General features: G+C 69.4%; 18 protein-coding genes and 1 pseudogene. 7 read left to right on the plus strand and 12 right to left on the minus strand.

Annotation, left to right across the window (positions count from 1 at the left end):
• Positions 1–2: 2 nt before the first annotated feature.
• The 11 genes from ACGFYH_RS28830 to ACGFYH_RS28880 form a co-directional block, all read right to left on the minus strand.
• Positions 3–1,379 (minus strand): cytochrome P450, encoded by a 1,377-nt coding sequence (locus ACGFYH_RS28830; RefSeq protein ID WP_393806102.1) that lies wholly within the window; start codon positions 1,377–1,379, stop codon positions 3–5.
• Positions 1,376–2,461 carry an epi-isozizaene synthase gene (gene cyc1 / locus ACGFYH_RS28835; protein ID WP_393806103.1) on the minus strand — a complete coding sequence of 362 codons (1,086 nt, stop codon included), beginning with the start codon at positions 2,459–2,461 and terminating at the stop codon, positions 1,376–1,378. The genes ACGFYH_RS28830 and cyc1 overlap by 4 nt, the downstream gene beginning before the upstream one ends.
• A gap of 261 nt (positions 2,462–2,722) precedes the next feature.
• Entirely contained in the window at positions 2,723–3,373 is a 651-nt protein-coding gene (gene def / locus ACGFYH_RS28840) for a peptide deformylase (protein WP_393806104.1), read from the minus strand.
• A 116-nt stretch (positions 3,374–3,489) separates the two neighbouring features.
• Positions 3,490–4,470, minus strand: coding sequence for a tetratricopeptide repeat protein (locus ACGFYH_RS28845; protein ID WP_393806105.1), 981 nt, complete (start codon positions 4,468–4,470; stop codon positions 3,490–3,492).
• Between the two features lie 113 nt (positions 4,471–4,583).
• Positions 4,584–5,870 (minus strand): HD-GYP domain-containing protein, encoded by a 1,287-nt coding sequence (locus ACGFYH_RS28850; RefSeq protein ID WP_393806139.1) that lies wholly within the window; start codon positions 5,868–5,870, stop codon positions 4,584–4,586.
• Between the two features lie 44 nt (positions 5,871–5,914).
• Positions 5,915–7,240 (minus strand): HD-GYP domain-containing protein, encoded by a 1,326-nt coding sequence (locus ACGFYH_RS28855; protein WP_393806106.1) that lies wholly within the window; start codon positions 7,238–7,240, stop codon positions 5,915–5,917.
• A 97-nt stretch (positions 7,241–7,337) separates the two neighbouring features.
• Entirely contained in the window at positions 7,338–7,649 is a 312-nt protein-coding gene (rsrA, locus tag ACGFYH_RS28860; protein ID WP_393806107.1) for a mycothiol system anti-sigma-R factor, read from the minus strand.
• The gene (gene sigR / locus ACGFYH_RS28865) at positions 7,646–8,329 is read right to left on the minus strand and encodes an RNA polymerase sigma factor SigR (protein ID WP_393806108.1); all 684 of its coding nucleotides are present in this window, start codon (positions 8,327–8,329) and stop codon (positions 7,646–7,648) included. The genes rsrA and sigR overlap by 4 nt, the downstream gene beginning before the upstream one ends.
• A gap of 311 nt (positions 8,330–8,640) precedes the next feature.
• Positions 8,641–9,288: an alpha/beta family hydrolase gene (locus ACGFYH_RS28870; protein WP_393806109.1), complete on the minus strand. Its 648-nt coding sequence runs from the start codon at positions 9,286–9,288 to the stop codon at positions 8,641–8,643.
• Position 9,289: 1 nt separating this feature from the next.
• On the minus strand, positions 9,290–10,105 hold the full coding sequence (locus ACGFYH_RS28875) for an SOS response-associated peptidase (protein ID WP_393806110.1): 816 nt from the start codon (positions 10,103–10,105) through the stop codon (positions 9,290–9,292).
• Positions 10,106–10,425: 320 nt separating this feature from the next.
• A complete protein-coding gene (locus tag ACGFYH_RS28880; protein WP_393806111.1) occupies positions 10,426–11,016 on the minus strand; it encodes a transposase domain-containing protein in 591 nt (196 codons plus the stop codon).
• 254 nt (positions 11,017–11,270) lie between these two features.
• On the opposite strand from ACGFYH_RS28880, the gene ACGFYH_RS28885 reads away from it, so the two are divergent.
• From ACGFYH_RS28885 to ACGFYH_RS28910, 6 genes and pseudogenes are all read left to right on the plus strand, one after another.
• Positions 11,271–16,202, plus strand: a complete 4,932-nt coding sequence (locus ACGFYH_RS28885; protein ID WP_393806112.1) for a DUF6531 domain-containing protein — start codon at positions 11,271–11,273, stop codon at positions 16,200–16,202.
• Between the two features lie 637 nt (positions 16,203–16,839).
• A pseudogene (locus ACGFYH_RS28890) lies at positions 16,840–18,130 on the plus strand (ISAs1 family transposase).
• Between the two features lie 955 nt (positions 18,131–19,085).
• Complete coding sequence (locus ACGFYH_RS28895) at positions 19,086–19,808, plus strand: M50 family metallopeptidase (RefSeq protein WP_393806113.1); 723 nt, start codon at positions 19,086–19,088, stop codon at positions 19,806–19,808.
• Between the two features lie 125 nt (positions 19,809–19,933).
• A complete protein-coding gene (aroA, locus tag ACGFYH_RS28900) occupies positions 19,934–21,250 on the plus strand; it encodes a 3-phosphoshikimate 1-carboxyvinyltransferase (RefSeq protein WP_393806114.1) in 1,317 nt (438 codons plus the stop codon).
• A gap of 12 nt (positions 21,251–21,262) precedes the next feature.
• Positions 21,263–22,276 (plus strand): ribosome small subunit-dependent GTPase A, encoded by a 1,014-nt coding sequence (gene rsgA, locus ACGFYH_RS28905; protein ID WP_393806115.1) that lies wholly within the window; start codon positions 21,263–21,265, stop codon positions 22,274–22,276.
• A 166-nt stretch (positions 22,277–22,442) separates the two neighbouring features.
• A complete protein-coding gene (locus tag ACGFYH_RS28910; protein ID WP_393806116.1) occupies positions 22,443–22,766 on the plus strand; it encodes a DMT family transporter in 324 nt (107 codons plus the stop codon).
• Between the two features lie 28 nt (positions 22,767–22,794).
• Here the strand turns inward: ACGFYH_RS28910 and ACGFYH_RS28915 are convergent, their stop codons facing one another.
• Positions 22,795–23,406: a TetR/AcrR family transcriptional regulator gene (locus ACGFYH_RS28915; protein ID WP_393806117.1), complete on the minus strand. Its 612-nt coding sequence runs from the start codon at positions 23,404–23,406 to the stop codon at positions 22,795–22,797.
• A 149-nt stretch (positions 23,407–23,555) separates the two neighbouring features.
• Here ACGFYH_RS28915 and hisN point away from each other — a divergent pair, with 149 nt between their 5' ends.
• Positions 23,556–24,356: a histidinol-phosphatase gene (gene hisN / locus ACGFYH_RS28920; RefSeq protein WP_393806118.1), complete on the plus strand. Its 801-nt coding sequence runs from the start codon at positions 23,556–23,558 to the stop codon at positions 24,354–24,356.
• Positions 24,357–24,434: the final 78 nt, after the last annotated feature.

Consider the following 24,434-nt stretch of genomic DNA (forward strand, 5'->3'; position numbering starts at 1 on the left):
CCTCACCTCGCCACGGGCCTGACCAGCAGGTCGTGCGGACGCAGGGTGATGCCGACCCGGACCGCGTCGTTCGAGCCCGCCACCTGCTCGAAGCGGTACTTCGTGGCGAGCGCGGCCGTGATGAGCGTCAGCTGTGCCATCGAGAAGTGGTCACTGGGGCACTTTCGATTGCCCACACTGAACGGCTTCATGGCGTATTTCGGCACATTCTTCGCGCGTTCCGGGAGCCACCGGTCCGGGTCGAACTCCAGGTTGTCGGCGTACGACTTCGGATCGCGTTGGATTGCGTACGGACTGTAGATGATGTCCGCACCGGCCGGAATGCGGTACCCACCGAGTTCGGTCTCGGCCACCGCGCGCCGCGTCAATACCCATACGGCGGGGCGCAAACGCATGGCCTCGACGATGACATTGCCCGTGTGCGTGAGCGCGCGGACGTCCTCGAATGCCACGGGACGTCCGCCGGTGACCGCTTCGACTTCGTCGCGTATGCGGTCGGCATGTTCCGGATGGTCGGCAAGTGCCTGGAGCAACCACATGATCGTGGACGCGATGGTTTCACTGCCGGGGGTGAGTATCGCGACCACCTGGTCGTGGATCTCCCGTTCCCCGATCGGGTCGCCATTGTCGTCCTTGGCCTCCAGCAATGCCGTGAGCAAATCGTCCGGCTTTTGACCGGATGCGCGGCGCTCGGCGATGATCTCGTCCACCAGCAGATGCAGATCGGCCAACGCGTTGTTGAATTGGCGGTTGGCCGGAAGCGGCAGCCGGTAGAGCGGTCCGAGCGGGACCACCATGCGCCGGTACATGCCCCGGAAGACTGTGGCGAGCGCGACGCACAGCCGCTCCGCCCGCTCATCCATGTACTGCCCGCGCAGCAGGCAGCGGGCCGCGACGCGCACGGCGACCCGGAAGGACTCGGAGGTGGCGTCGACGGTCCGCCCCGGCTGCCAGCGCTCGGTGAGCGCGTGCGCCTCCTCCTCCATGATCGGCCCGTAGGCGGGGATGGCGTCGAGCCGGAACGCCGGCTGGATGGTGCGCCGCTGACGGCGGTGGAGCGGGCCGTTGGCCGTGGCCACGCCCTCCTTGCCGAGCAGGCCCTCCAGCGACTCCCACAGCGGGCCGGCTATGTGGTAGTCGGGGCTCAGGGCCAGGGCGCCGGTCAGCTCCGGATCCGTGACCGCGTAGACGGTCTTCGGGCCGAGCCTGATACGCACGATGTCGCCGTGGTCGCGCAGCTGGGACATGAAGGCCAGCGGGTCGCGGGCCAGCCGCCAGCCGTGGCCGAGCAGCGGTACGCCGCCGCCCGCTACGGGTGGTTCGCGCAGCTCGGGTGCGGCCTTCGCACGGGTCTCGGGGTTGAAGGACTCGACGGTCATTTCTCACCTGCCGCTTCGTTGTTGACGTACGGGGGCGTGGACCGGTCGTCCCAGCTGTCGACCATGTACCGGCCGGACTCGTGGTGGAACCAGTAGACGGAACTGAACCAGTTCCGCATATTGCCGACGTTGGCCCGCACGGCGCCGCTCAGTTCTTTCCCGCGTACGGTTCCGTCGGCGAGCTCGTCGGCGAACCGTAAGGTGTCCTTTTCCGCGGCGATGAATTCTGTGATGCATTCTTCGACGCGTCGCCGGACTTCTACGATGGCTTCTTCCAGCGTGAGCGAATGATGGGTGATGAGACTGATTCCGAGATTGTGGACCTCATCTCCCGCAATCTCCTTGGGCAGCGAGCAGAGGTCGTTGTACCAGGCGGCGAATTCCTGGCTGAGCAGCGCCGCCCGGCGATATGCCGGGTGTTTCCGGACGGCGTCGGGCAGTTCGCAGCCCGAGCTCGGCTCGAGCAGGTCGGTCCAGATCCAGTGCGCGAAGGTGAGCCGACGCAGTTCGAGGTAGTCCTCCACGCCCGGCACGATTTGGCGGGTCCGGTTGTCGAATTCCCGGTCGTACGCATCGATCACCGCGTGGAAGTGCCGGGCGAACCGGGCGTTCCACGTCGTCGGCAGGAAGGCGTAGAGCCGCCGCACACTGTCGGCGAACCCGGCCACCAGTGTGTCCTCGTGGTGCAGGTGGTCCCCGGGGGAGTCGAGTGCCGTGTGCAGTCGGCCGCGCAGTCGCCGCCAGGCGCCGGGACGGCCGTGGACGATGTCGCGGTCGTGCCGGTCGTCCCAGACGAAGAACCACGCGCTGTAGTCCGCTATCGCCTGCATGACCTCGTCGGGGGCGCCCAGGTAGTACCCCGCCATGAGGTCCGTGTAGCACAGGCCGTCGGCATATTCCTCGACCTTGTCCGCCGGCATGAGCCGTTTTTCGAGCAGCCAGGTGCGGGTCTTCTCCTGGAGCTTCGGCCAATACGGGTGCAGTTGCCGCGGAAATGCCGCCTCGATCACCGGAAGACGAAGCGTTGGCGGTACTGCGACCACGGTCGGTGCCGCTGTGGTGCCGTGTGGGAAGGCATGCACGAACAAACCCCTCTCAGCCGCCGGTGGCGCACCCCTCTCGCTGAGCGGGGCGTGCGCCGTTGCGTATCCCCGCACTTCCCATTCAGCACCACAACTGACCGTTCTGGGAACGGATTTGCTTCATTCACTACCCCCAGGTGCCGGAATTCTCCTGTTGTGTGGCGGCTTTCGGCGCGGCTTTCGGCAGACGCACGGCGCCCGCTCGGGTGAGACCCGAACGGGCGCCGTTCGCAAGGGAGATGTGTGACCCGTGATGCGGTGTCAGTCGTTCGGGACCACGGGGTAGCGCGGCTCGTTCTCGGCCATCTGCCGCAGCGCGTCCTTGCGTTCGCGCTTGGAGAGCCGGTCGATGTACAGGTACCCGTACAGGTGGTCCGTCTCGTGCTGCAAACACCGCGCGAAGTAGCCGGTGCCGCGTACCTTGACCGGATTGCCCTTCTCGTCCTGCCCGGTCACCTCGGCGTAGTCGGGGCGGGCGAGCGGCGCGTAGGCCGTCGGCACGGACAGGCAGCCCTCGTTGCTGTCGTCCAGGCGGCGCCGGTCGGCGGGCAGTTCGACGAGCCTCGGGTTGCAGACCACGCCGACGTGGCGGACGCCCTCGTCGTCGGGGCAGTCGTAGACGAAGACCTTCTTGCCCACGCCGATCTGGTTGGCGGCCAGGCCCACACCCTCGGCGGTGCGCTGGCTGGCGAACATGTCCGCCACCAGCTGCTGGAACTCCTCACCGAAGTCGGTGACGTCCTCGCACTCCTTGTGCAGCACCGGATTGCCGACCACCGTGATCGGACGCGAGGTGCCGCGCCCGCGCCAGTCGGCCTCACGCTCCTCGCAGTCCTCGGTGTCGACGACGAACCCCTCGTCGTCCACGGGGAGCACGCCCGGGTGCTGCTGATCGGTGTCCTGCTGGGCCATGACCGACGTATGCCTTCCTCGAACAACTAAGGGTGATGCCGACGGCTACCGCTGCCGCGGAGTCCGGAAGACTTCCCGGTCCGGTGAAGACTTCCCGGTAAAGACTACGGGGCCGCTCAGCAGACCTCTTCCAGATCCCGCCAGTCACGGGAGTCCGGGCTGTCCGCGACCCACCCGTCCAGCAGCCCCTTCACCAGCGCGGCCGGTGCCGCCACACCGCACTCCCGCTCCGGCGCCCACAGCTGCCCGTCCGTGCGGTGGCCCAGGGGCCCGGGGTGCCCGGGTTCGCTGTGGTCGTGCGGGTCGAGGTGCTCGCCCTCCCCCTCGTCGGACGGCATCCGGGACTCCGAGCACATCCGGCACAGCAGCCGGACGGAGGACGACCAGTCCTCGGCGGCGAACCCCGCGTCGGCGGCCAGCTGCTCCAAGGCGTCCCGGTCGGACTCGGTGGCGGCCTCCAGGAGGACCACCCAGGTGGGCACGGGCGAGGGCGCCCACAGCTCGATCTCGTCGAAGACGGGGTAGGAGTGCCCGGCGCTGGTCGTGCGCTCACCGTGCGGCACGCCGTCGTGCAGGACGACCTCGCCCCAGCGCCGCCCCGAGGACGGCAGCGGGATGGACAGCACCTCGACACGGGCGGGGTCGAGCCGCCGCCCCCACACGACCTCGGCCTCGCCCTCCGGGGACAGCCGTACGGCCGCGCTGCCGAGGTCCATGCCGAGCGGCTCACCGGCGTCCGTGGCCTCGCCGGGGGTGCGCAGCCCGTAGGCCTGCCACGCCCGGCGGGCCAGCGGCCAGTCCTGCAGGGCGGTCGCGGCGATGCCGACGTTCCACCAGTCGGGGGCGCCGGTGCCCCGGTCCAGCAGTGCCACGGCCCTGAGGCCGGCCGCCCTGGCCTGCTCCCAGTCGTGCCGGAACTTGTGCAGCAGGGCGAGGTTGAACCAGGACTCCGACAGCCAGGGCTCCAGGTCGGCGGCCCGCGTCAGCAGCGCGCCCGCGTCCTCGTAGCGACCGTCGCCGATCAGCGTGAACGCGCGGTCGGTGGCCTGCCGCCAGGAGGCGGAGGGCCGGTGCCGTGCCTTGCCGAAGATCCTCACGATTCCCGCCTGCCAGTTCCGTTCAGTGGGCTGGCTGTGCCTTTCGCGCCCCCGGACACCCTCTCCCGGGCATCAAACCACGTACGGCTGCGGAGGCGCTCATTACCCATGGGTTACCCAGCCGCGGGCCCGGTAAGGCTGCCTCGGGCGAGGACCCGGGCCAGCGCCTCCACCACCTCGGGAGCGTAGTCGCCCGCGGTGGCCAGGCGCAGCTCCTCCAGCGCCGTCAGGACACCGCCCGGACCCGCGTCCCGCGCCTTCTCCTCGTAGGCGTTGACGACGCGCACGATCCGCGCCGCGACCGGCTGCTCCCGGCAGGGGTCGGCCTGCCGCTCCACCACCACCGCGACCGCCGCGTCGACGCCGGTCTGGCGGACGACGGCTCCGCCGAGCAGCGCGATCCGCCGCTGCTCGGTGACGGGCAGGCCGGCGGTGGCTCCCGCCGGGACCGGGTCGACCAGGCTCAGCTGGCCGATGTCGTGCATGAGGGCCGCGTACTCCAGCACGGTCAGCTCGGCCCCGGACAGCCCGAGGTCCCGGCCCACGGCCACGCCGAGTGCGGCGACACGGCGGGCGTGCCCGGCCGGGGTGTACCCGGCGATCTCGGTGGCGCGGGCCAGGGAGGCGATGGTCTGCCGGTAGGTGGCCCGGACGGCGGCGTACCGGCGGTAGGACAGCTGGGCGAGCAGCAGGGGCACGGAGAAGACGGGGAGCGCCCACAGTCCCGCGACGCTCACCGCGAGCGCCATCACCGCGCCGGTGGCGCACACCGCGGAGGTGATCCCGACCATGCCGCGCAGCTCCTCCCGCAGCAGCGGCCCGAAGGGCCACCCGGTGCGGGCGTGCGCGGGTGCCGCGGCGAGCACGGCGTCGCACAGCGTGGTCAGGGCGAGCACCGCGATCAGCAGCAGCGCGTAGGCGGAACCGCTCCAGTCCTGGAAGACGCCCCGGTTGAACAGCGGCTGGAAGCACACGGCGGCGAAGGCGACGGTGAGCACACGCCGCACCAGGTGGTCGAGGACGGGTCCGCTGCCGCGGGCGACGTAGGGCACGCTGCCGAGCAGGGAGGCGGCGAGCACGACGGTGACGGTCTGGGCGACACCGTGCTGCGTGGGCTGCCCGGCCACGTCTCCGAGCAGCGCGTACGCCAGCGCTCCGGCGGCCCCGAGCGGAGCGGCCTCCCGGGCCTCGGCGCCGGTCCGCCGGGTCAGCTCACCGAGGGCGACGAGGGCCCCGAAGGCCAGCGCGACCGGCCGCTGCACGGGCCCCGACCACAGCACGCAGACCAGGCAGCCGAGCGCGAGGAGCCCGGCACAGACGGGTGTGAGGAGAGGGGCCGCCGGGGTCCGGGGCTTCCCCCGGGTCCGCGGTGGCGGAACCGGGGACGGGAACTCCCCCAGGAGCGGAGACGGGGACGGCGGCCGGGCTTCCGGCCGGAAGGGCGTCACGGCGCTCCTTTGCCGACACTGTCCCGCGCGCCCCCGCTCCGGCCCGGGGCCGGGCCGGCGGGGAGGGCAAAAGCGCCGTCCGCCGTGACCGACGGGCGCCAGCCCTGGCGTCCGAGGGCGCGGACCAGCGCCCGCACCATCCGCGGGTCGAAGTGTCCCCCGGAACACCGCTCGAGCTCCTGAAGCGCCGCCGCGACGGGACGGGCCCTGCTGTAGGAGCGCGTGGACGTCATCGCGTCGAAGGCGTCGGCGACGGCCACCACCCGGGCCGACTCGGGAATCCGGTCGCCGGCCAGTCCGTAGGGGTAGCCGCTGCCGTCCAGCCGTTCGTGGTGATGGAGGACGGCGGCGCGGGCCTCCCCGAGGAAGCGGATGCCGCGCACCATCTCGTGCCCGTACTCGGGGTGCAGCTCGATCACCCGCCGCTCCTCGGGCGTCAGCGGCCCGTCCTTGCGCAGCAGCCGGGTGGGCACGCCGAGCTTGCCCACGTCGTGCAGGATCCCGGCGAAGCGGAGGGTCTCGACGCGCTCGTCGTCCATGCCCAGCTCGCGGGCGATCATCATGGAGGCCTGGCCGACGCGTTCGCTGTGGCCGCGCGTGTAACCGTCCTTGATGTCGACGGCCTGCACCAGCGCGCGGATGGTCGCCTGGTGCGCGGCCCGCTCCCGGTGGTACTGGGCGAACGCCCACCACGCCACGCACATCGGCAGCAGGACGAGCAGGGCGGCCACCGGGCCGTACGGGCTGCGCCACAGGACCGCCATCATCAGCCCGGCGAGCCCGTGCACGGCGATCGGTCCGAGCGACCGGGGGAACAGACCCCGCCAGGCCCGGTTGGCCGGAACACGGTCGGCGAGCGTCAGGATTCCGCCGTCCAGGAGGGTGAGCACCACGCAGAACGCCAGTACCGCGGCCCCGGCGGGCACGAGCGCGTACGGGAAGTCGGGCTCGACGACCGCGTCCCGGCCGCCGAGCCACCAGTGGACACGGGCGGCGGCCCATACGGCGAGCGTCAGCTGTGCGGCCCGCCAGACGCGCCGCAGGCCGAAGGGCCGACGTGACACCGGGGACAGCAGGGCCCCGGGCAGTGCCACGAGGGCGGCGGCGGGCGGCGGCAGCAGGAAGGCGCCGGCGAGCAGGACGGGATAGCAGGTCCCGGCGAACCGGGACCGCGCGACCAGCTCCGAGCCCGCGTACAGACCGGCCGGCAGCAGCACCGCCCACCAGGGCGCGTGCACCGCCGGCAGCGGTCGCAGGCAGAGCAGGGCGGCGACGGCGACGCAGGCCACGTACACACGTGCCCGCGCCGGTACCGCGTCCATGAGTGCCTCCCCCGGCCACGCCTGTCAGGCTCCGGAGCCTAGGAGGCAGGGGGGAGGCCGCGGGCAGATAACCCGCGGATTAGCACGTACGAGTGACTCAGGAATCCTGCGAAGCCGACGGCGTGGCCGTGACGTCGTGCTCGGGCACGGACTGCCCGGAGCGGATCAGGTCCAGCCGGCCCATGACCTTGGCGCGCAGGTCGCCCGGTACGTCGTCGTGTCCGCAGCACCGCTTGACCAGCTTCTTCACGGCCCGCTCCAGCCCGTACTTCTCCAGGCAGGGCGAGCACTCCTCGAAGTGGTGCTCGAACTTCACGCAGTCCGAGTCCGGCATCTCCCGGTCGAGGAACTCGTAGAGATGATCGAGGATTTCGCTGCAATCCGTCTCGTGCGGCTCTCCGCAGCTCATGACCCCGAGCCTTTCGCTTCGTTCGACTCTCCGGCGCCGGCGGGGACCAGGCCGCGGTCGCGGGCGTAGTCCTCCAGCATGCCGCGCAGCTGACGGCGTCCACGGTGCAGCCGGGACATCACCGTACCGATGGGTGTCCCCATGATGTCTGCGATCTCCTTGTAGGCAAAGCCCTCGACGTCCGCCAGATACACGGCGATACGGAATTCCTCGGGGATCGCCTGGAGCGCCCGCTTCACGTCCGAGTCGGGCAGGTGGTCGAGCGCCTGCGACTCCGCGGAGCGCAGACCCGTCGACATGTGCGACTCGGCACGCGCGAGCTGCCAGTCCTCGATCTCCTCGGCCGCGCTGCGCTGAGGTTCGCGCTGCTTCTTGCGGTACGAGTTGATGAAGGTGTTGGTGAGGATGCGGTACAGCCACGCCTTGAGGTTGGTGCCCTCACGGAACTGGTGGAAGGAGGCGTACGCCTTGGCGTAGGTCTCCTGCACCAGGTCCTCGGCGTCGGCCGGATTACGCGTCATGCGCAGCGCGGCCGAGTACATCTGGTCGAGGAACTCCAGCGCGTCCCGCTCGAAGCGCGCACTGCGCTCCGCGGCCGACTCCGCGTCCGTACCCCGGCCCTCGGGCTGCTCCGCCTGGCCGTGTTCGGTCCCTGCGTCGGTCCCAGTGACCGGACCCACCTCCTCCGAAGATTTCGCGAGACCGAGACCGGCCCCACTCGAATCGGAGGATAGACGACGATCCGCTCCGCCCGCCGCCCGAATGGGAGCGGTCTTGGCCGCGTGCAGTACCGTCCAGTCCAGGTCGGACCGGCTGCCGCGGCTCGAATCAGACTCTGCCGGGCGCGGCCCGTCCGCGGGGCGGTGGTGGGAGGCGGGCGGGCAGAAGGCTGAACCCATGCGGCGGACTTCCTCTCCTACGGCGTCGATGCTGATTCACAGCAACGTATGCCCCGCACAACAGTGGTCGCCTGCCGGTCATTCCCCGGCGTTCAGCCGAGTGAGCCGACCCACTCGACGACACCGTCGGTGATCAGTTCCAGCGCTTTCTCCTGGGTGATCCCGGCCCGCCTGGGCACGGCGAAGCCGTGATCGCCGTACGGCACCTCGGTCAGCTCGTACGTCCCCCCGGGCGCCTCGGGAAACTCCTGCGGCCTGCCGAACGGGTCGTTGCCGCCCTGCACCACAAGGGTGGGCACACCGGCGCCGAGCAGCTCGTGGGCGCGGGACTTCTCGGGCCTGCCCGGCGGGTGCAGGGGAAAGCTGAGGGCGAGGACGGCCCGGGCGCCCAGTTCGGCCGCGGTACGGCAGGCGACACGGGCGCCGGCGCTCCGGCCGCCCGAGATCACCGGCAGACCGGGCGCGGCGAGCGCGGGCCAGACACCCCGCCAGCCGGTGTCCAGGGTCTTCGGCGCGGGCGCCAGCTTCTTGCCGGCCACCCGCCAGGGCTGCTCGACGAGGGCGACGCTGACCCCGTGCGCGGGCAGTGCGGCCGCCAGTGCCGTCAGGTCGCGCGCCTCGATGCCGCCGCCCGCGCCGTGGCCCGCGGCGAGGACGAGGCGGGGCCTCTTCGCCCGATGCCAGGTGACACGGGCAGGGCCCGCTTCGGTGTCGATGGTCTCGGTGGTGTCGCTGGTCACGTCAGAAAAGTGTGCCCTCTTCCGGCGCCTCCAGCTCCTTGAGCAGCTCCGGCCCGTTGTTGCGGACGTTGCTCACGGCCGTGGAGACGGGGAACGCCCGCATCAGCCCGGCGGGCGGGGGCGCCAGCAGGGAGGTCAGCTCGTCGGGGTCGGTACGTGCCGGGTCGAGCCAGGCTTCCCAGCGGTCCGGCGTCAGCATCAGCGGCATCCGCGGGTGGATGTCGGCCAGGGCGTGCGGTCCGTCGGCCGGCGCGACCGCGAGCGGCGTGGCCTCGGCCTCGGTGGTGATCACCGAGCACGTCACCCACCAGGCCTGCGGGTGGTCGTCGGGGAGCGTCCTGTCCCGCCAGAACTCGTAGAGCCCGGCCATGGCGAACACGGAGCCGTCGGCCGGGGTCACGAAGTACGGCTGCTTCCGGGGCCGCTTCGTGCGTCCCTCGACCTCCAGGTCCCGCTCCTGCCGGCCGGTGACCCACTCGTAGTAGCCGTCGGCGGGCAGGAGGCAGCGCCGGGTGCTGAAGGCGCGGCGGTAGGAGGGCTTCTCGTGGACGGTCTCCGCGCGGGCGTTGATCATCCGGGCGCCGCCCTCGGGCGTCTTGGACCAGGACGGGACGAGGCCCCACTTCAGCTTCCGCAGCTGGCGAACCGGCTCCGGGCCCCCGGCGTCTTTCAGGGGACGGTCCAGGACGGCGTAGACCTCCTTGGTGGGGGCCACGTTGTAGTCGGGCTCCAAGCTCTCCTCGGGCTCCCACTTCTCGATTTCAAAGATTCCCGCGAGATCCTCGGGTCGACGACTCGCCGCATACCGTCCGCACATATGGAGAACCCCTTTGACCTGCGAAAATATCTGTTCAGTCAGCACCAAGTCAGCACAGTGCCGACCAGCGTCACATCCATCACCTTGACCGCCCGGCCAGTGGCGTCCGGCGTAAGGTGCCCGTACGTGTCCGCCGTCCCCTTGATGCTCCTGTGCCCCGGCCACCGGGACATGTGCAAGAGTGACAGACCGCTACTGAGCGCGGTCGAGGCGAACCAAGTCGCAGGGAGTGACCGCGACCAGTCGTAACCCAGGGTCTTCATAACCTTACGGAACACAGACGAGTAGTCCGAGGTGGTGCCCAGGGTTCCGGTGATCGTCTATAAGCGCATCCTGCTGGGCAGCAGGCGTGGGGCGTAGGTGGTCTCGCCCGCGGTAGTGGGGCCGAACACCACGTCGATGAGGGTGCGGGTGCCGCAGGCGACCAGGGCCAGGAGGCGAACCTGGGGGTAGCCGGTGCCGCCGTGGTTTCCGGCCTGTTTGGTGAACCTGGTCAGGACGGCGGGGCTGTCGGGCACGGTCAGTACGGTGCCGTCCAGTGAGACCACCAGCAGGCCGCGCCATCGTGTCCCGGGTGTCCGCACGTCGGCCCCGGGGCCTTTGACCAGGTCGAACAGCCACCACAGCGGCTTGCTGCCGATCCGGCGGCGGGCCTGGGCCAGTGCGCTCGGCGAGGGTTCGGCGACCGGCAGTCCGGCCAGCGCGCCGGTGAGCTTGCGCCACACCCCCGGATAGCCGGTCTCCGGGAACAGGCACGCGGCCAGCAGCAGGTAGACGACCACACGGGAGGGCAGGTCCCGCAGCCGTGACTGCACGGTCCTGGTGGCTTCCAGTGCCGTGTCGACCATCTCGAAGGGCACCAGCTGAGTGAGTTCGCCGAGATGGCCCGGCGCGAAGGGGCCTTCGGCCACCCGGACGGCACGGGTGATGGCAGACTGTCCGGACAGCGGAGCCTCCGGTTCTTGTGAACGGCTTGTCTTGGTCGACTGCCAGTTCTACCGGGGCTCCACTCCTCATGTCCGGCGAAACCACCCCGCGGTCAGCAGCTGCAGTCGCGGACCCTGCATGGGTTTCCGCCTACGCCAGCGCGTATCCGGAATATCTGTCAATCGGCGGTCAGCTCAAGTTCAGTTCGGGCACTGCGGCGTCGTACTCCGGTCTCTGGATGTACGTCGTGGACGAAGGCGGCACCATCGTCTTCGACCAAGAGGTCAACAGGGCGACTGGAAATCCTACCGGTAAGTTCCTGGAGAACGGGGCCTGGTGTTACGGCTGGTGGGCCAACAACACCTACCCCGCCGACCAGTGCTTCTGGTGGTCGTCGAACAAGCTGGGCGGCCATCTGAAGGACGGAAAGAAGTACTACGCCTGGATATTCCTGAAAGGGACGGACGGCACATACGGCGCCAACGGCACAACGTCCGGCCTTGTCCAAGCGTTCTACACCCCGGGCATCTCCAAGGCGCAAAGTGGTATGTGCACGTGCTACGCGCAGACCCACCGCGCCGACCCCGTCAACACGGCGACCGGCATCTTCACCGAACACTTCAACGATGCCCTGCTCGGCGGATCCGGGGTACCGCTGTCCCTGGACCGGTACTACCGCTCCGACTCCAGCTCGGTCGGACTCCTGGGCAAGGGATGGACAACTCCCTTCGATTCCAAGCTGACGGTTGCGTCGAGCAGCGTGACCTACCAGACGGACGACGGCGCGAAAGTCGTCTTCGCGCAGGCGAGCAGCGGCTCGTACACGGCGCCCGCCGGAACGAAGGCGCGGCTGGCGAAGACCGGTACCGGTTACACCCTCATCACTCCTGACCAGATCCGCCGCTCCTATACGAGCAGCGGGCAGTTGACGTCCCTTGTCGACATCAGCGGCCACGGCCTGACCCTGTCCTACAGCGCCGGCAAGTTGGCCTCGGTGACCGACGCCGGTGGCCGCACCACTGACTTCTCCGTAGACGCCAACGGGTTGCTGACCAAGGCGACGCTGCCCGACTCGACGTCGGTCACCTACGGCTACACCGGTGGGCTGCTGGCCTCCGTCACTGATCGCGCGGAGAAGAAGTCCTTCTACGGGTACGACGGGAGCAGCCGTCTCAACTCCGTCACTGATCCGGCCGGCGGCCGTGTGACCAATGTGTATGACTCCAGCGGACGGGTCACATCGCAGACGGATCAGGAGGGCAGGGTAACGAAGTTCATGTGGGGAGGTGTGACGGGCTCCCGTGAGACAGACACCACGGACGCGAACGGTGGCGTCTGGACTGACGTGTACTCCGGAAACGTTCTCCTGCGGAGCATCGACCCCTACGGCCATGAGACCGCGTACACCTACGACCGCTACCTGCGCCAGGTAGGAATCACTGACGCCCGCGGCAACTCGACCGACCTGACCTACGACAGCGCCGGGCACGTCCTGTCGTACACCCCGCCGACCTCTCTCGGTTACTCGGAGAGCTGGACCTACAACACGGCGGGCAACGCCCTCACCTACACCGACGGTCGGGGCGACAAGACGACGTACGAGTACAACTCCGTGCAGCAGCTGACCTCGTCCACCAACCAACGAGGCGGCCAGGTCCGCTATGAGTACAACTCGCTGGGTGCGCTCAAGAGCATCACCTCGGCCCGAGGCAAGACCACCACCTTCGGGTACGACGCGGCCGGCAATCGCACCTCCGTCACCACTCCGCTGGGATACAAGACCACCTTCGAGTACGACTCGGCAGGCCGGGTCACGGCGCAGACCGATCCGCGAGGCAACGCCGACGGCGCCGATGCCGCGGACTACACCACCCACTATGCGTACGACGCACGCGGGCTGCTGGAAAAGTCGACCGATCCACTCGGTCACTCGACCTCGTACCACTACGACGACACGGGTCTGCTCAGCTCCGTGGAAGATCCGGCAGGCCGGACCACGTCGTACGAGTACGACGACGCCGGCCGCCTCACCAAGACCATTGCTCCCGCAGGCAGAACCACGGTCCGCAAGTACGACAACGTGGGCAACCTGCTGTCCGAGACCAACGCCCTCGGTCACACGACCTCCTACACCTACGACAAGGCCAACCGTCTCAGCTCGATGACCACTCCGCGGGGCAACGTCGCGGGTGCGGACGCGAGCGCCTACACGACCACCTACGGATACGACGCCAACGGCAACCGGACCCAGGTGGTGGATCCGACCGGCACGAAGACCACGACCACGTACGACGCGCTCAACCGCCCGACATCGGTGACCGATCCCCTCCTCCATGTCACCAAGACCGGCTACGACAAGGCCGGCAACGTCTCATCCACTACGGATGCGCTGGGCAAGACCACCAAGTACACGTACGACGACGCCGGACATGTCCTCAGTCGGACCAACCCGCTGGGCGAGGTCACCGCGTACGGCTACGACGCGGACGGCAACACCATCTCCGAGCTGACCCCCCTCGGCCGCAAGTGGACATGGAGCTATGACGCCGACGGACGCCGGGCGTCACAGGTCGACCCGCGCGGCAACGCCACAGGCGCCACCGCAGCCGACTACACCACCGCTTACGGGTACGACGCGGCCGGCAACCGGACCAGCACCACAGACCCGTACGGCAACCAGCAGTCCACCGAGTACAACAGCCTGAACCAGCTCACGGCAGGACAGGACGCGGCCAAGCACCGCACCACGTACGCCTATGACGACCTGGGCCGCATCAAGACGGTCACCGCCCCCGACGACGGCACCACCACCTACTCCTACGACACCGCCGGCAACGTCCACACCCGCACCGACGCCAACCAGCACGTCACCACCTACGGCTACGACGCGCTGAACCAGCTCACCTCGGTCACCGACCCGCTCAACCACACCGTCGTCCACCACTACGACCCCGACGGCAACAACGACACCACCACCGACGCCCGCGGCACCGTCACCACCGTCACCTTCGACGCGCTCGGCCGGCCCACCGCGACCAAGTACAGCGACGGCACCCACGCCACGTCCACAGCCTACGACGCGGCCGGAAACACCCACCAGATCATCGATGCGAGCGGCACCCGCACCTTCACCTACGACAAGGACGACCGAGTCACCGGCATCGCCATGCCGAACGGGAAGGCCTTCGCCTACAAGTACGACGACGCGGGCCAGCTGACAGAGCGCACCTACCCGGACGGCCAGCTGACGGCCTACACCTACACCGCCGACGGCGATCAGGACTCCGCCACCACCAACGGGGCGAAGACCACCATCACGCACACCTCGGCACACCTGCCGCTGGCCATCACCTACCCCAACGGCTACACCGAAACCCGCAGCTACGATCGCGCCTTCCGTCTCACCGACATCGTCAGCAAGAACGCCACCAAAACTCTCTCCTCCCGCCACAACGTCCTGGACGGCAACGGCCGACCCGTGCGCGTCGACGCAACGGAGAACTACGCGGGCACCACAACCGCCACCTCCGCCCACTACACCTACGACGCCTCCGGCCGGCTGCTGAGCGACTGCGCCTCCGCCACCCAGACCACCAGCTGCCCGTCCGGCTCCCCGACCACCAGCTACACCTACGACCAAGTCGGCAACCGGCTGACCCAGACCAGTCCCGATGGTACGACCACCTACAAGTACAACGAAGCCGACGAACTCCTCCAGAGGACCAACGGCACCGCCACCACCAGCTACACCTACGACGCCGACGGCAACCAGACCACCGACGGCACCGACATCCTCACCTACGACGCCACCAACCACCTGAAGTCCAAGGGCGCCACCAGCTACACCTACGACGCCGACGGCAACCTGACCTCAAGGTCCAAGGGCGGCCTCATCACCGCCTACACCTGGGACATCAACAACGGTCTCCCCCAGTTGGCGATGGTGGGCAGCGCCGACTTCACCTACAACGAACTCGGCCAAGTCGCCTCCACCAGACAGGCCGCCGGCACCTTCTACTACCATCACGACCTCATGGGGTCGATCACCGACCTCACCAGTGCAAGCGGCGCAGACACCTCCCACCACGCCTTCGGCGCCTTCGGCGAGAACTCCCACAACCTCAACGGCGGCGCTGAAGACACTCCGAACAGCAACTTCGGCTTCACCGGCGCCTATACCGACCAGACCATCCAGAACGACTACGACGCCGTCGCCACCAGTATCGACCTGCGAGCCCGCAACTACGACCCTGACACCGGCCGCTTCACCAGCCGCGACCCCCTCCCCACAGACGCCGCCACGCCCTACCAATCCGCCTACAACTACGCCAACAACGCACCCACCTACCTCGCCGATCCGTCCGGTCAATGCTGGTGGATACCGAACAGCGGCAGTAAGAGCTGCTGGACCACAAAAATCCCCGGCACCGACGCCATTCCGCTCGCACCGTCCATCGAGGCCTTCGGCAAGTCCATCGTCGACGCCTGCAAGAGCGGCGCCGCTTACGCGGAGACGAACGGACGCTGGGGCTGGACCGGCTGCGTCGACGAATTCACCGGCGTCAACTCCTTCCGCAAGTCCGCCGACTGCATCAGTGCGGGCGCCTACGGTGAAGGGGCACTTTGGGGACTCAACGGCGTGGGCATCGCCGGCCTGTCACTGCTCGGACCCGAGGGGAGTGCGGCAGAAGGAGTTGGCGGTAGAGCCGCTACCCTTGGCGAAAGGCCGTCCACGAACCCGTTCCCGGGCATCGGCGCTCCCTTGAAGTCCATCGTGACGCCCAAGACTGTCTATCGTGGCGATGCGAGGGACCCTTCGGTGGTCTTCAGCACGGGATTCCAGGTCAAAGCCTCAGACGGCAACCTCGATCTGCATCAGTATGGGCTCTACAACACACCGTCCGCGTGGGTGGGGACAAGCGTTCGCCCCAGCTTGGCCGCCATGTTCCCGCAGAGCGCGAAAGGCAGTACCTGGGTGTATGAAATCGCCTCACCCGGAACAGGGATCAACATGAACAAAGCCATGGGCATGGGTTACGTCTTCAGGGCCGAGAAGGAGATCGTGTTCCCGGAGGGTATAGACCCTTCCCGCATCGTCCGCGCCGTGAGATGGTCCTGGGGAATGCCCACGAAGCAGGTAATCGAGAACCCTGGATACGTGCCGCGATGATCAGAGTCTGTGTTCCAGTGCGCTTGCGGGACGACGCTGAAGAGTCATGGATCGCTCGGTGTTCCGAAACAGCACCTTGGAGAATCGAGGTGTCGAATCCCCGGGGGCAGCGCTACGCCGCAGAGGGCGCTGATCTGTTCGTCGCCCTCCAGGAAGTCCGCAAGAGTCTGGATTCGATCGGTGTGCGTCTTTGCTGCAACGGCGCGCGCACCAATGCACGCCCCTCACCGCTGGCGGCTCGGCAAGGGTCTGAGTTCGTTTACCTGGTGCATCGAGGCAGGCCAGCCACCAGCAGAGACGTGGTCCCAATTCTCGGTCCTGCGCCAGTGGAGACCATTGGGACCGTGGATGAGCAGGAACGGGCCTGGCGCTCTCTTGCCCTTTCCCGCACGCGTTCTCTGTGGCCAATCAATCCTGCGTGGTGGGCCGCATGGCTGCGCGTAAAAATGCACGGGCCGCAGTTCTGGATTCCCTCAGTGGACGCGGATGGGTTCACTACTTGGGTGCGGGGTCAGGGCCCCGGGGAGAATCCCATCACTCCCGGTTTGACCGGTTGATCATCGATGCCCGGACATGAGACGAGCACGGCTCTTGTAGATCATGGAGTTCTCTACGCTCCCAGATCAGCAAGGCTGCCGTGCTCGTCGCTCCATCCTCGCTCATGCCCGTGTCCCTGGGCACGTCGCCCTGCTCATCCACCGGTGCGGTCGGGGAGGTGTCGGCGGAGGGACTGCTCCAGGCGCTGGCCAAGGTGCCCGACCCGCGTGATCCGCGGGGCGTTCGATACCGGCTGGCCACGCTGCTCGCGATCGGGGTGTGCGCGATGACGGCGGCCGGGCACAACTCCCTCGTTGCGATCGCGGAATGGGCCCGTCGGTGCGATCAGGAGGTGCTGGCCCGTCTGGGCTGCCCGTTCGATCCGTTCGCCGGCCGGTATCGGGCTCCGGGCGAGCGGACCTTACGGGACGCCTTCGCCAAAGTGGACCCCGGCGCGCTGACCGCCGCGGGTATCGCCCGGCTCGCAGCGCCGGCGCCGCCCGCCGCCGGACCGCTGAGCCCCGACGGCGTCCCCGAACGCGAACAACGCCGTGCCCACCGAGCGGCCGTGCTTGCCCCGGGACCCGGTCCGGCTGAGGCGGCGGGCGTTCGCCGTGGACGGCAAGTGCCTGCGCGGAGCCGTCCGCGCCGACGGCAGCCGGGTGTTCGTCCTGACCGCCGTCCGTCACGACGACGCACTGACCGCCGCCCTGCGGGACATCGACGCGAAGACCAACGAGATTCCTGAGTTCGCCGCCCCGCTCCTGGACACCATCGACGACGCGGACCTGCACGAGGCCGTGATCACGGTGGACGCGATGCACGCGCAGAAGGATCACGCCCGCTACCTCGTCGAGGACCGTCACGCGCACTACCTGCTGTCGGTGAAGAACAACCAGCCCACGTTCGCGGGGCAGTTGAGGAAGGTGCCCTGGGGCAAGGCACCTGTCCTCGACCGTTCACGCGACCGGGGACACGGCCGCGAGGAGGTACGGGAGGTGAAGGTCGTCTCCGTGCACGGCCTGCTCTTCCCGCACGCCCGCCAGGTCGTTCGCATCCATCGCAAACGCCAGCCCCTCGGTGCGAAGAAGTGGCAGACCGAGACGGTCTACGCAGTGACCGACCTGTCCGCCGACCAGGCGTCCCCCGCCGAGATCGCTTCCTGGGCCCGCGGCCACTGGATCATCGAGAACACCGTCCACTGGACCAAGGACGTCACCTTCGCCAAGGACGCCAGCCAGGTCCGACGTCACCACACCCCGGCCGTCGTGAGCGCCTTGCACGACCTGACCCGCACGGCCCTCGACCGGGCCGGCTGGACCAACATCGCCAGCGGCCGACGCTCTCACACTCGCCCCGACGCAGCCCTCACCCTGCATGGCATCCCATGATCAAAACAGGCGAACGGGATTCTCCCCGGGGCCCTGGGATCCCGGCCGTCCGCTCACGCCGCTGCCCTCGTCGACGACGTCCCAACAAGGTCCGGGCCGACGAGGCGTACCACTCCGCCGGCAACCTGGCGTGGCTGCGCGAACGCCACATCACTCCACGGATCGCCCGGCCGGGCGTGGAGTCTCCGAACGCCTCGGAAGGCACCGATGGAAGGTCCAGAGAGCGATCTCATGGCTCTTCGGATACCGCCGCCTGGCCATCCGCTACGCACGCAAGGGCAGCCGCTTCCTCGCCTTCCTCGGGCTCGCGGCAGTCATGACCTGCTACAAGAAGCTCGCCAAGATCACGACGTGAGACACCGTCTTACCAACGAGCCAGGCCGATGCCGCCGGTGCTCATGCACGATGTGAGCGTCATCGCGGTCGAGGGCCGCCAGCGACCCGCCTGGCACCAGGAGTGCAGTGCCAGGCTCACGGCAGAGACCCCGAGCCAGTCACGGAACGGATTCTGAAAGGCGCGACGTGAACCAGGCACTCAACGATCACCGGTGCCTCACGGCGTGGCCTTGGTCACGGCTGCGTCTGAAGCAGCCACGTACGGCCCACACAGGCACACCGGGATTGGTACGAGCCTCGCACTCACGGACCAGCGCCTCGTGTGCAAGGAGATCAGCACCAGCCCAGCACGGGACGGGTTCCTTGGGGTGATCACAGGTGTCTACAGGTCAGCACGCAGTCAGCACGGGTAAAGCAAGAGCCCCGGATCACTCCGGGACTGTAACGCTGTGACCTGCATGTTTGCCGTCAGGAACGATGCCTGTTACGCCAGGGTCTCAGATAACGTCCGCACATACGTGCCACACTGCCAGGCCCACCCGCCTCCCGACCACCACCCCTCAACGAGGCGCTGCGCGCCGCACCGCCAGCCCGCTAGTACGAGGAGCCCTCTCCGCACATGGACCACCTCGCATCGGCCTCGCTCACCTCCCTGTGGGACGAGGTCTCCGGCACCCAGTCCGATCCCGACCTCTGGGTGGTGCTCGCGACCCTGGTGGCAGCGCTGGCCGTCGTCGTGACGCACGGGTCGTGGCGGATAGCGCGCAACGCGATCACCATCGCCCACGAGGGCGGTCACGGACTGGTGGCCCTGCTGACCGGGCGCACCCTGACCGGGATCACCCTGCACTCGGACACCAGCGGCCTGACCGTCAGCCGGGGCAAACCGCACGGCCTCGGAATGATCCTCACCGCGGTCGCCGGCTACACCGCTCCCCCGCTGCTCGGTCTCGGCGGCGCCGCGCTGCTCGGCGCGGGTCGCATCACCCTGCTGCTGTGGCTGGCGACGGTGCTGCTCGTCGGCCTGCTGGTGATGGTCCGCAACGCGTACGGGGTCTTGACGGTGGTGGTCAGCGGCGGCACGTTCGTCGTGGTGTCCTGGCTGACCGGGCCGCAGGTGCAGGCGGCGTTCGCGTACGCGGTGGTCTGGTTCCTGCTGCTCGGCGGGGTGCGCCCGGCCTTCGAGCTGCAGGCCAAGCGGGCGCGGGGCGGCGCCGGGGACTCGGACGCGGACCAGCTGGCGCGGCTGACCCATGCGCCGGCGGGGGTGTGGTTCTTCCTGTTCCACGCGGTGTCGCTGTGCGCGCTGATCGGCGGGGGACGCTGGCTGCTGGAGCTGTGAGAGGGGGCACGGCCGGCGCCACACCGCCGCATATATGCGCGGCAATTGCACTGTTGTGCTTTCGGTCAGGTTTCGCCGCTTTTGATCAAGATCTCCGATCGTCCTCAGCCATTAAAGTGGGGCCCATGACCGTGAACCCCGCGCACACCGCCCTCTGGCCCGCCCCGCACGCGAGCGGAGCCGTCGACGCGACCGTCCAGGTGCCCGGATCCAAGTCGGTCACCAACCGGGCCCTGGTGCTGGCCGCCCTCGCCTCCGAGCCCGGCTGGCTGCGCCGCCCGCTGCGCTCCCGGGACACCCTGCTGATGGCCGAGGCACTGCGCGCGATGGGCGTCGAGATCGAGGAGGGCGTCGGCCCGGAGGGCACCGGCGAGTTCTGGCGGGTCATCCCGGCCGGCCTGCGCGGCCCGGCCACGGTCGACGTCGGCAACGCCGGCACGGTCATGCGTTTCCTGCCGCCGGTCGCGGCGCTCGCCGACGGCACCGTCCGCTTCGACGGCGACCCGCGTTCGTACGAGCGTCCGCTGCACGGCGTGATCGACGCGCTGCGCGGCCTGGGCGCCCGCATCGACGACGACGGGCGCGGGGCACTGCCGCTGACCGTGCACGGCGGCGGTGCGCTGGAGGGCGGGCCGGTCGAGATCGACGCGTCCTCCTCCTCCCAGTTCGTCAGCGCCCTGCTGCTGTCGGGACCGCGCTTCAACCAGGGCGTCGAGGTACGCCACACCGGCTCGGCGCTGCCCTCCATGCCGCACATCCGCATGACCGTCGACATGCTGCGCTCGGTCGGCGCCCAGGTCGACACCCCCGAGTCGGGCGGCGAGCCGAACGTCTGGCGGGTCACGCCGGGAGCGCTGCTCGGCCGGGATCTGACGGTCGAGCCGGACCTGTCCAACGCACAGCCGTTCCTGGCTGCGGCGCTGGTGACCGGCGGCAGGGTCGTGATCCCCGACTGGCCGTCGCGCACCACCCAGCCCGGCGACCGGCTGCGCGAGATCTTCACCGACATGGGCGGTTCCTGCGAACTGACCGACTACGGACTCGTCTTCACCGGATCGGGTGTCATTCGCGGCGTCGACGTCGACCTCGGGGAGGTCGGCGAGCTGACCCCGGGCATCGCGGCCCTCGCGGCCCTCGCGGACTCCCCCTCGACCCTGCGCGGGGTGGCGCACCTGCGGCTGCACGAGACCGACCGCCTGGCCGCACTCACCAAGGAGATCAACGAACTCGGCGGTGACGTCACCGAGACCGCCGACGGTCTGCACGTCCGCCCGCGCCGCCTGCACGGCGGTGTCTTCCACACCTACGAGGACCACCGCATGGCCACCGCCGGCGCCATCCTCGGCCTCGCGGTGGAGGGGGTGCAGATCGAGAACGTGGCGACGACCGCGAAAACCCTGCCCGACTTCCCCGACCTGTGGGCCGGGATGCTCGGGGCGTAGGGACGTTTCGCCATGCGCCGCTACGGCAAGCACACCGACGAGGACGACATCCGCTCCCGCCCCAACCGCAAGGGCAACCGGCCGCGCACCCACATCCGGCCCAAGCACGAGGACGCCGCGGAGGGCCTGGTGCTCACGGTGGACCGGGGCCGGCTCACCTGCCTGGTCGAGGACCGGGTCGTCATGGCCATGAAGGCCCGCGAACTGGGCCGCAAGGCGGCGGTCGTCGGCGACCGGGTGGCGCTGGTCGGCGACCTGTCCGGCACGAAGGACACGCTCGCGCGGATCGTCCGCATCGCGGAGCGCACGTCGGTGCTGCGCCGCACGGCCGACGACGACGATCCCTACGAGCGGGTGGTCGTCGCCAACGCCGACCAGCTCGCCATCGTCACCGCCCTCGCCGACCCCGAACCGCGCCCCCGGCTGATCGACCGCTGCCTGGTCGCGGCGTTCGACGGCGGTCTCACCCCGCTGCTGGTGATGACCAAGTCGGACCTCGCCTCGCCCGACGCATTCCTGGCACTGTACGGCGCGTTGGACATCCCCTACGTCGTCACCAGCCGCGAGGAGCTGGAGAACGGCGCCGCGGCCGGCCTTGTGCGGGATCATCTGGACGGTAAAATCACGGCTTTCGTCGGCCATTCCGGCGTCGGCAAGACGACCCTCGTCAACACCCTGGTGCCCGAGGAGCGCCGCCGCGTGACGGGCCACGTCAACGCGGTGACGGGACGCGGCCGGCACACCACGACCTCTGCCCTCGCCCTGCCGCTGTCCTCCGAGGGGGGCGGCTGGGTCGTCGACACCCCCGGCGTACGGTCGTTCGGCCTGGCGCACATCGACCCGTCCCGGGTGATCAACGCCTTTCCCGACCTGGTGCCCGGCACGGAGGGCTGTCCGCGCGCGTGCAGCCACGACGAGCCCGACTGCGCGCTCGACGAGTGGGTCGCCGAGGGGCACGCCGACCCGGCACGGCTGTACTCGCTGCGCCGGCTGCTGTCGACACGGGACCGCAAGGAAGGCGACTGACCACCGCGTTGTTTGCCGCGCCGTGCCACCGGTAAGTGCATAATCGCACCAAGCCGGAACCAAGCCTGCGCAAAGCCGGGCGGTGGCACCGTCGGACAAGGGCATCGCCGGACGGAGCCACCGATCGACGCAGCGGTCGCGGCGCGGGACTACGGGAGGACAAGACATGGCGTGGCTGCTGGTCATAGTGGCCGGGGTGCTCGAAACCGGCTTCGCCGTCTGTCTGAAGCTGTCGCACGGCTTCACCCGGCTCTGGCCCACCGTCGCCTTCTGCGCCTTCGCGCTCGGCAGTTTCGGTCTGCTGACCATGTCCCTGAAGAAGCTGGACGTCGGCCCGGCCTACGCGGTGTGGACCGGCATCGGCGCGGCGGGCACCGCCATCTACGGCATGATCTTCCTCGGCGACCTGGTCTCGACCCTGAAGATCATTTCGATCAGCTTCGTCATCATCGGCGTGATCGGGCTGCAGTTGTCGGGCTCGGCGCACTGAACCCGGGCCGGCACCGAGGCACCGGCCACTACGCCGTCAACCGGCGCGGCAGGGCGGTCCGTACGAGGTCCGCCACCCCGCCCTCGGCGGGCGGTGCGGCGACGCAGGACAGGGCGAGCCGTACGGCCAGTTCGCAGGAGCGGGCCAGTTGGGCGGCGTCCTGCGGCGGGAGCGGTCCGGCGGCGTTGAGGACGGCCACGGCGCGGTCGCGGACGAGGCTCACGAAGTCGCCGGGCGAGGGCAGTGGGCCGTCGGCCCGGTGCTGGGCCGGTACGGCGGAGGAGGACGGCCCGGCCGTCGGGGCCGGTGAGGGCAGCCGCTCGCTCCAGCAGCCGGTGAGCATGGCTCGGACGAGCGCGTTCTCGTGGGCGGCCGACATCATCCACTCGGCGGTGGCGGTGAGGCGTTCACGCGGGTCGGTGGGACCGGAGAGCGCCCGCTCCACGCCTGCGAGGTAGCCGTCGGCCTCCCGCCGGACGAGTGCCCGGGCCAGGCCCTCCTTGCTGCCGAACTCGTTGTAGAGCGTCTGCCGGGACACCCCGGCCGCCGCGGCCACGTCCACCATCCGCACGGCGGACCACGGCCGGCGCGCCAACGCCGTGTAGGCGGCATCGAGCAGGGACTCCCGGGCTGCAGGCACCCTCGCCTCCCTCGGGCCGAGCGACTTGCTGCCCAGATTTGACGGGTACGGGGGCACTGTCAAGGGTCCTCGCGGCCCACCTTCCCGGCCCGCCACGCCCGCCAAACCCCTGGTAGCCCCGTGCCGCCCCCGACAGATAGCGTGACGGCATGCCCGATTACCTCGACGACCTCCGCCTCGCCCACGTGCTCGCCGACGCCGCCGACGCCGCGACGATGGACCGCTTCAAGGCCCTCGACCTGAAGGTCGAGACGAAGCCGGACATGACCCCGGTGAGCGAGGCGGACAAGGCCGCCGAGGAACTCATCCGCGGCCACCTCGCCCGCGCCCGCCCCCGTGACTCGGTCCACGGTGAGGAGTTCGGGGTGGCGGGGAACGGCCCCCGCCGCTGGGTCGTCGACCCGATCGACGGCACCAAGAACTACGTACGCGGCGTCCCGGTCTGGGCCACCCTCATCTCCCTCATGGAAGCGGCCGAGGGCGGCTACGAGCCGGTCGTCGGCCTCGTCTCGGCGCCGGCGCTCGGCCGGCGCTGGTGGGCGGTGCAGGACCACGGCGCGTTCACCGGCCGCAGTCTGACCTCCGCCCACCGGCTCCACGTCTCCCAGGTCTCCACCCTCTCCGACGCCTCGTTCGCGTACTCCTCGCTCGGCGGCTGGGAGGAGCAGGGCCGGCTGGACGGCTTCCTCGACCTGACCCGCGAGGTGTGGCGCACGCGCGCGTACGGCGACTTCTGGCCGTACATGATGGTCGCCGAGGGCTCGGTGGACATCTGCGCCGAACCGGAGCTCGCTCTCTGGGACATGGCCGCGAACGCGATCATCGTCACGGAGGCCGGCGGCAGCTTCACCGGCCTCGACGGCCGCCCCGGGCCGCACAGCGGCAACGCGGCCGCGTCGAACGGCCGGCTCCACGACGAACTGCTCGGGTATCTCAACCAGCGCTACTGAGCGCCCGCCGACTCGCCCTCCGCGCCCCCTTGTTGACCGGTGCTTTACCTGCCACTCTGAGAGCTCCCCCACTTGTGA

Origin of the sequence: Streptomyces sp. NPDC048392 (assembly GCF_043200575.1) — a bacterium.
In the GTDB taxonomy this organism is placed as follows: domain Bacteria; phylum Actinomycetota; class Actinomycetes; order Streptomycetales; family Streptomycetaceae; genus Streptomyces.

What these genes read in the sequence shown, in the direction of transcription:
- rsgA (WP_393806115.1), top strand. Translation starts at nt 21,263, where the DNA reads ATGCGCCGCTACGGCAAGCACACCGACGAGGACGACATCCGCTCCCGC.
- ACGFYH_RS28830 (WP_393806102.1), bottom strand. Translation starts at nt 1,379, where the DNA reads ATGACCGTCGAGTCCTTCAACCCCGAGACCCGTGCGAAGGCCGCACCC.
- ACGFYH_RS28875 (WP_393806110.1), bottom strand. Translation starts at nt 10,105, where the DNA reads ATGTGCGGACGGTATGCGGCGAGTCGTCGACCCGAGGATCTCGCGGGA.
- aroA (WP_393806114.1), top strand. Translation starts at nt 19,934, where the DNA reads ATGACCGTGAACCCCGCGCACACCGCCCTCTGGCCCGCCCCGCACGCG.
- ACGFYH_RS28855 (WP_393806106.1), bottom strand. Translation starts at nt 7,240, where the DNA reads ATGGACGCGGTACCGGCGCGGGCACGTGTGTACGTGGCCTGCGTCGCC.
- ACGFYH_RS28910 (WP_393806116.1), top strand. Translation starts at nt 22,443, where the DNA reads ATGGCGTGGCTGCTGGTCATAGTGGCCGGGGTGCTCGAAACCGGCTTC.
- def (WP_393806104.1), bottom strand. Translation starts at nt 3,373, where the DNA reads ATGGCCCAGCAGGACACCGATCAGCAGCACCCGGGCGTGCTCCCCGTG.
- hisN (WP_393806118.1), top strand. Translation starts at nt 23,556, where the DNA reads ATGCCCGATTACCTCGACGACCTCCGCCTCGCCCACGTGCTCGCCGAC.
- ACGFYH_RS28885 (WP_393806112.1), top strand. Translation starts at nt 11,271, where the DNA reads ATGTACGTCGTGGACGAAGGCGGCACCATCGTCTTCGACCAAGAGGTC.
- ACGFYH_RS28895 (WP_393806113.1), top strand. Translation starts at nt 19,086, where the DNA reads ATGGACCACCTCGCATCGGCCTCGCTCACCTCCCTGTGGGACGAGGTC.
- rsrA (WP_393806107.1), bottom strand. Translation starts at nt 7,649, where the DNA reads ATGAGCTGCGGAGAGCCGCACGAGACGGATTGCAGCGAAATCCTCGAT.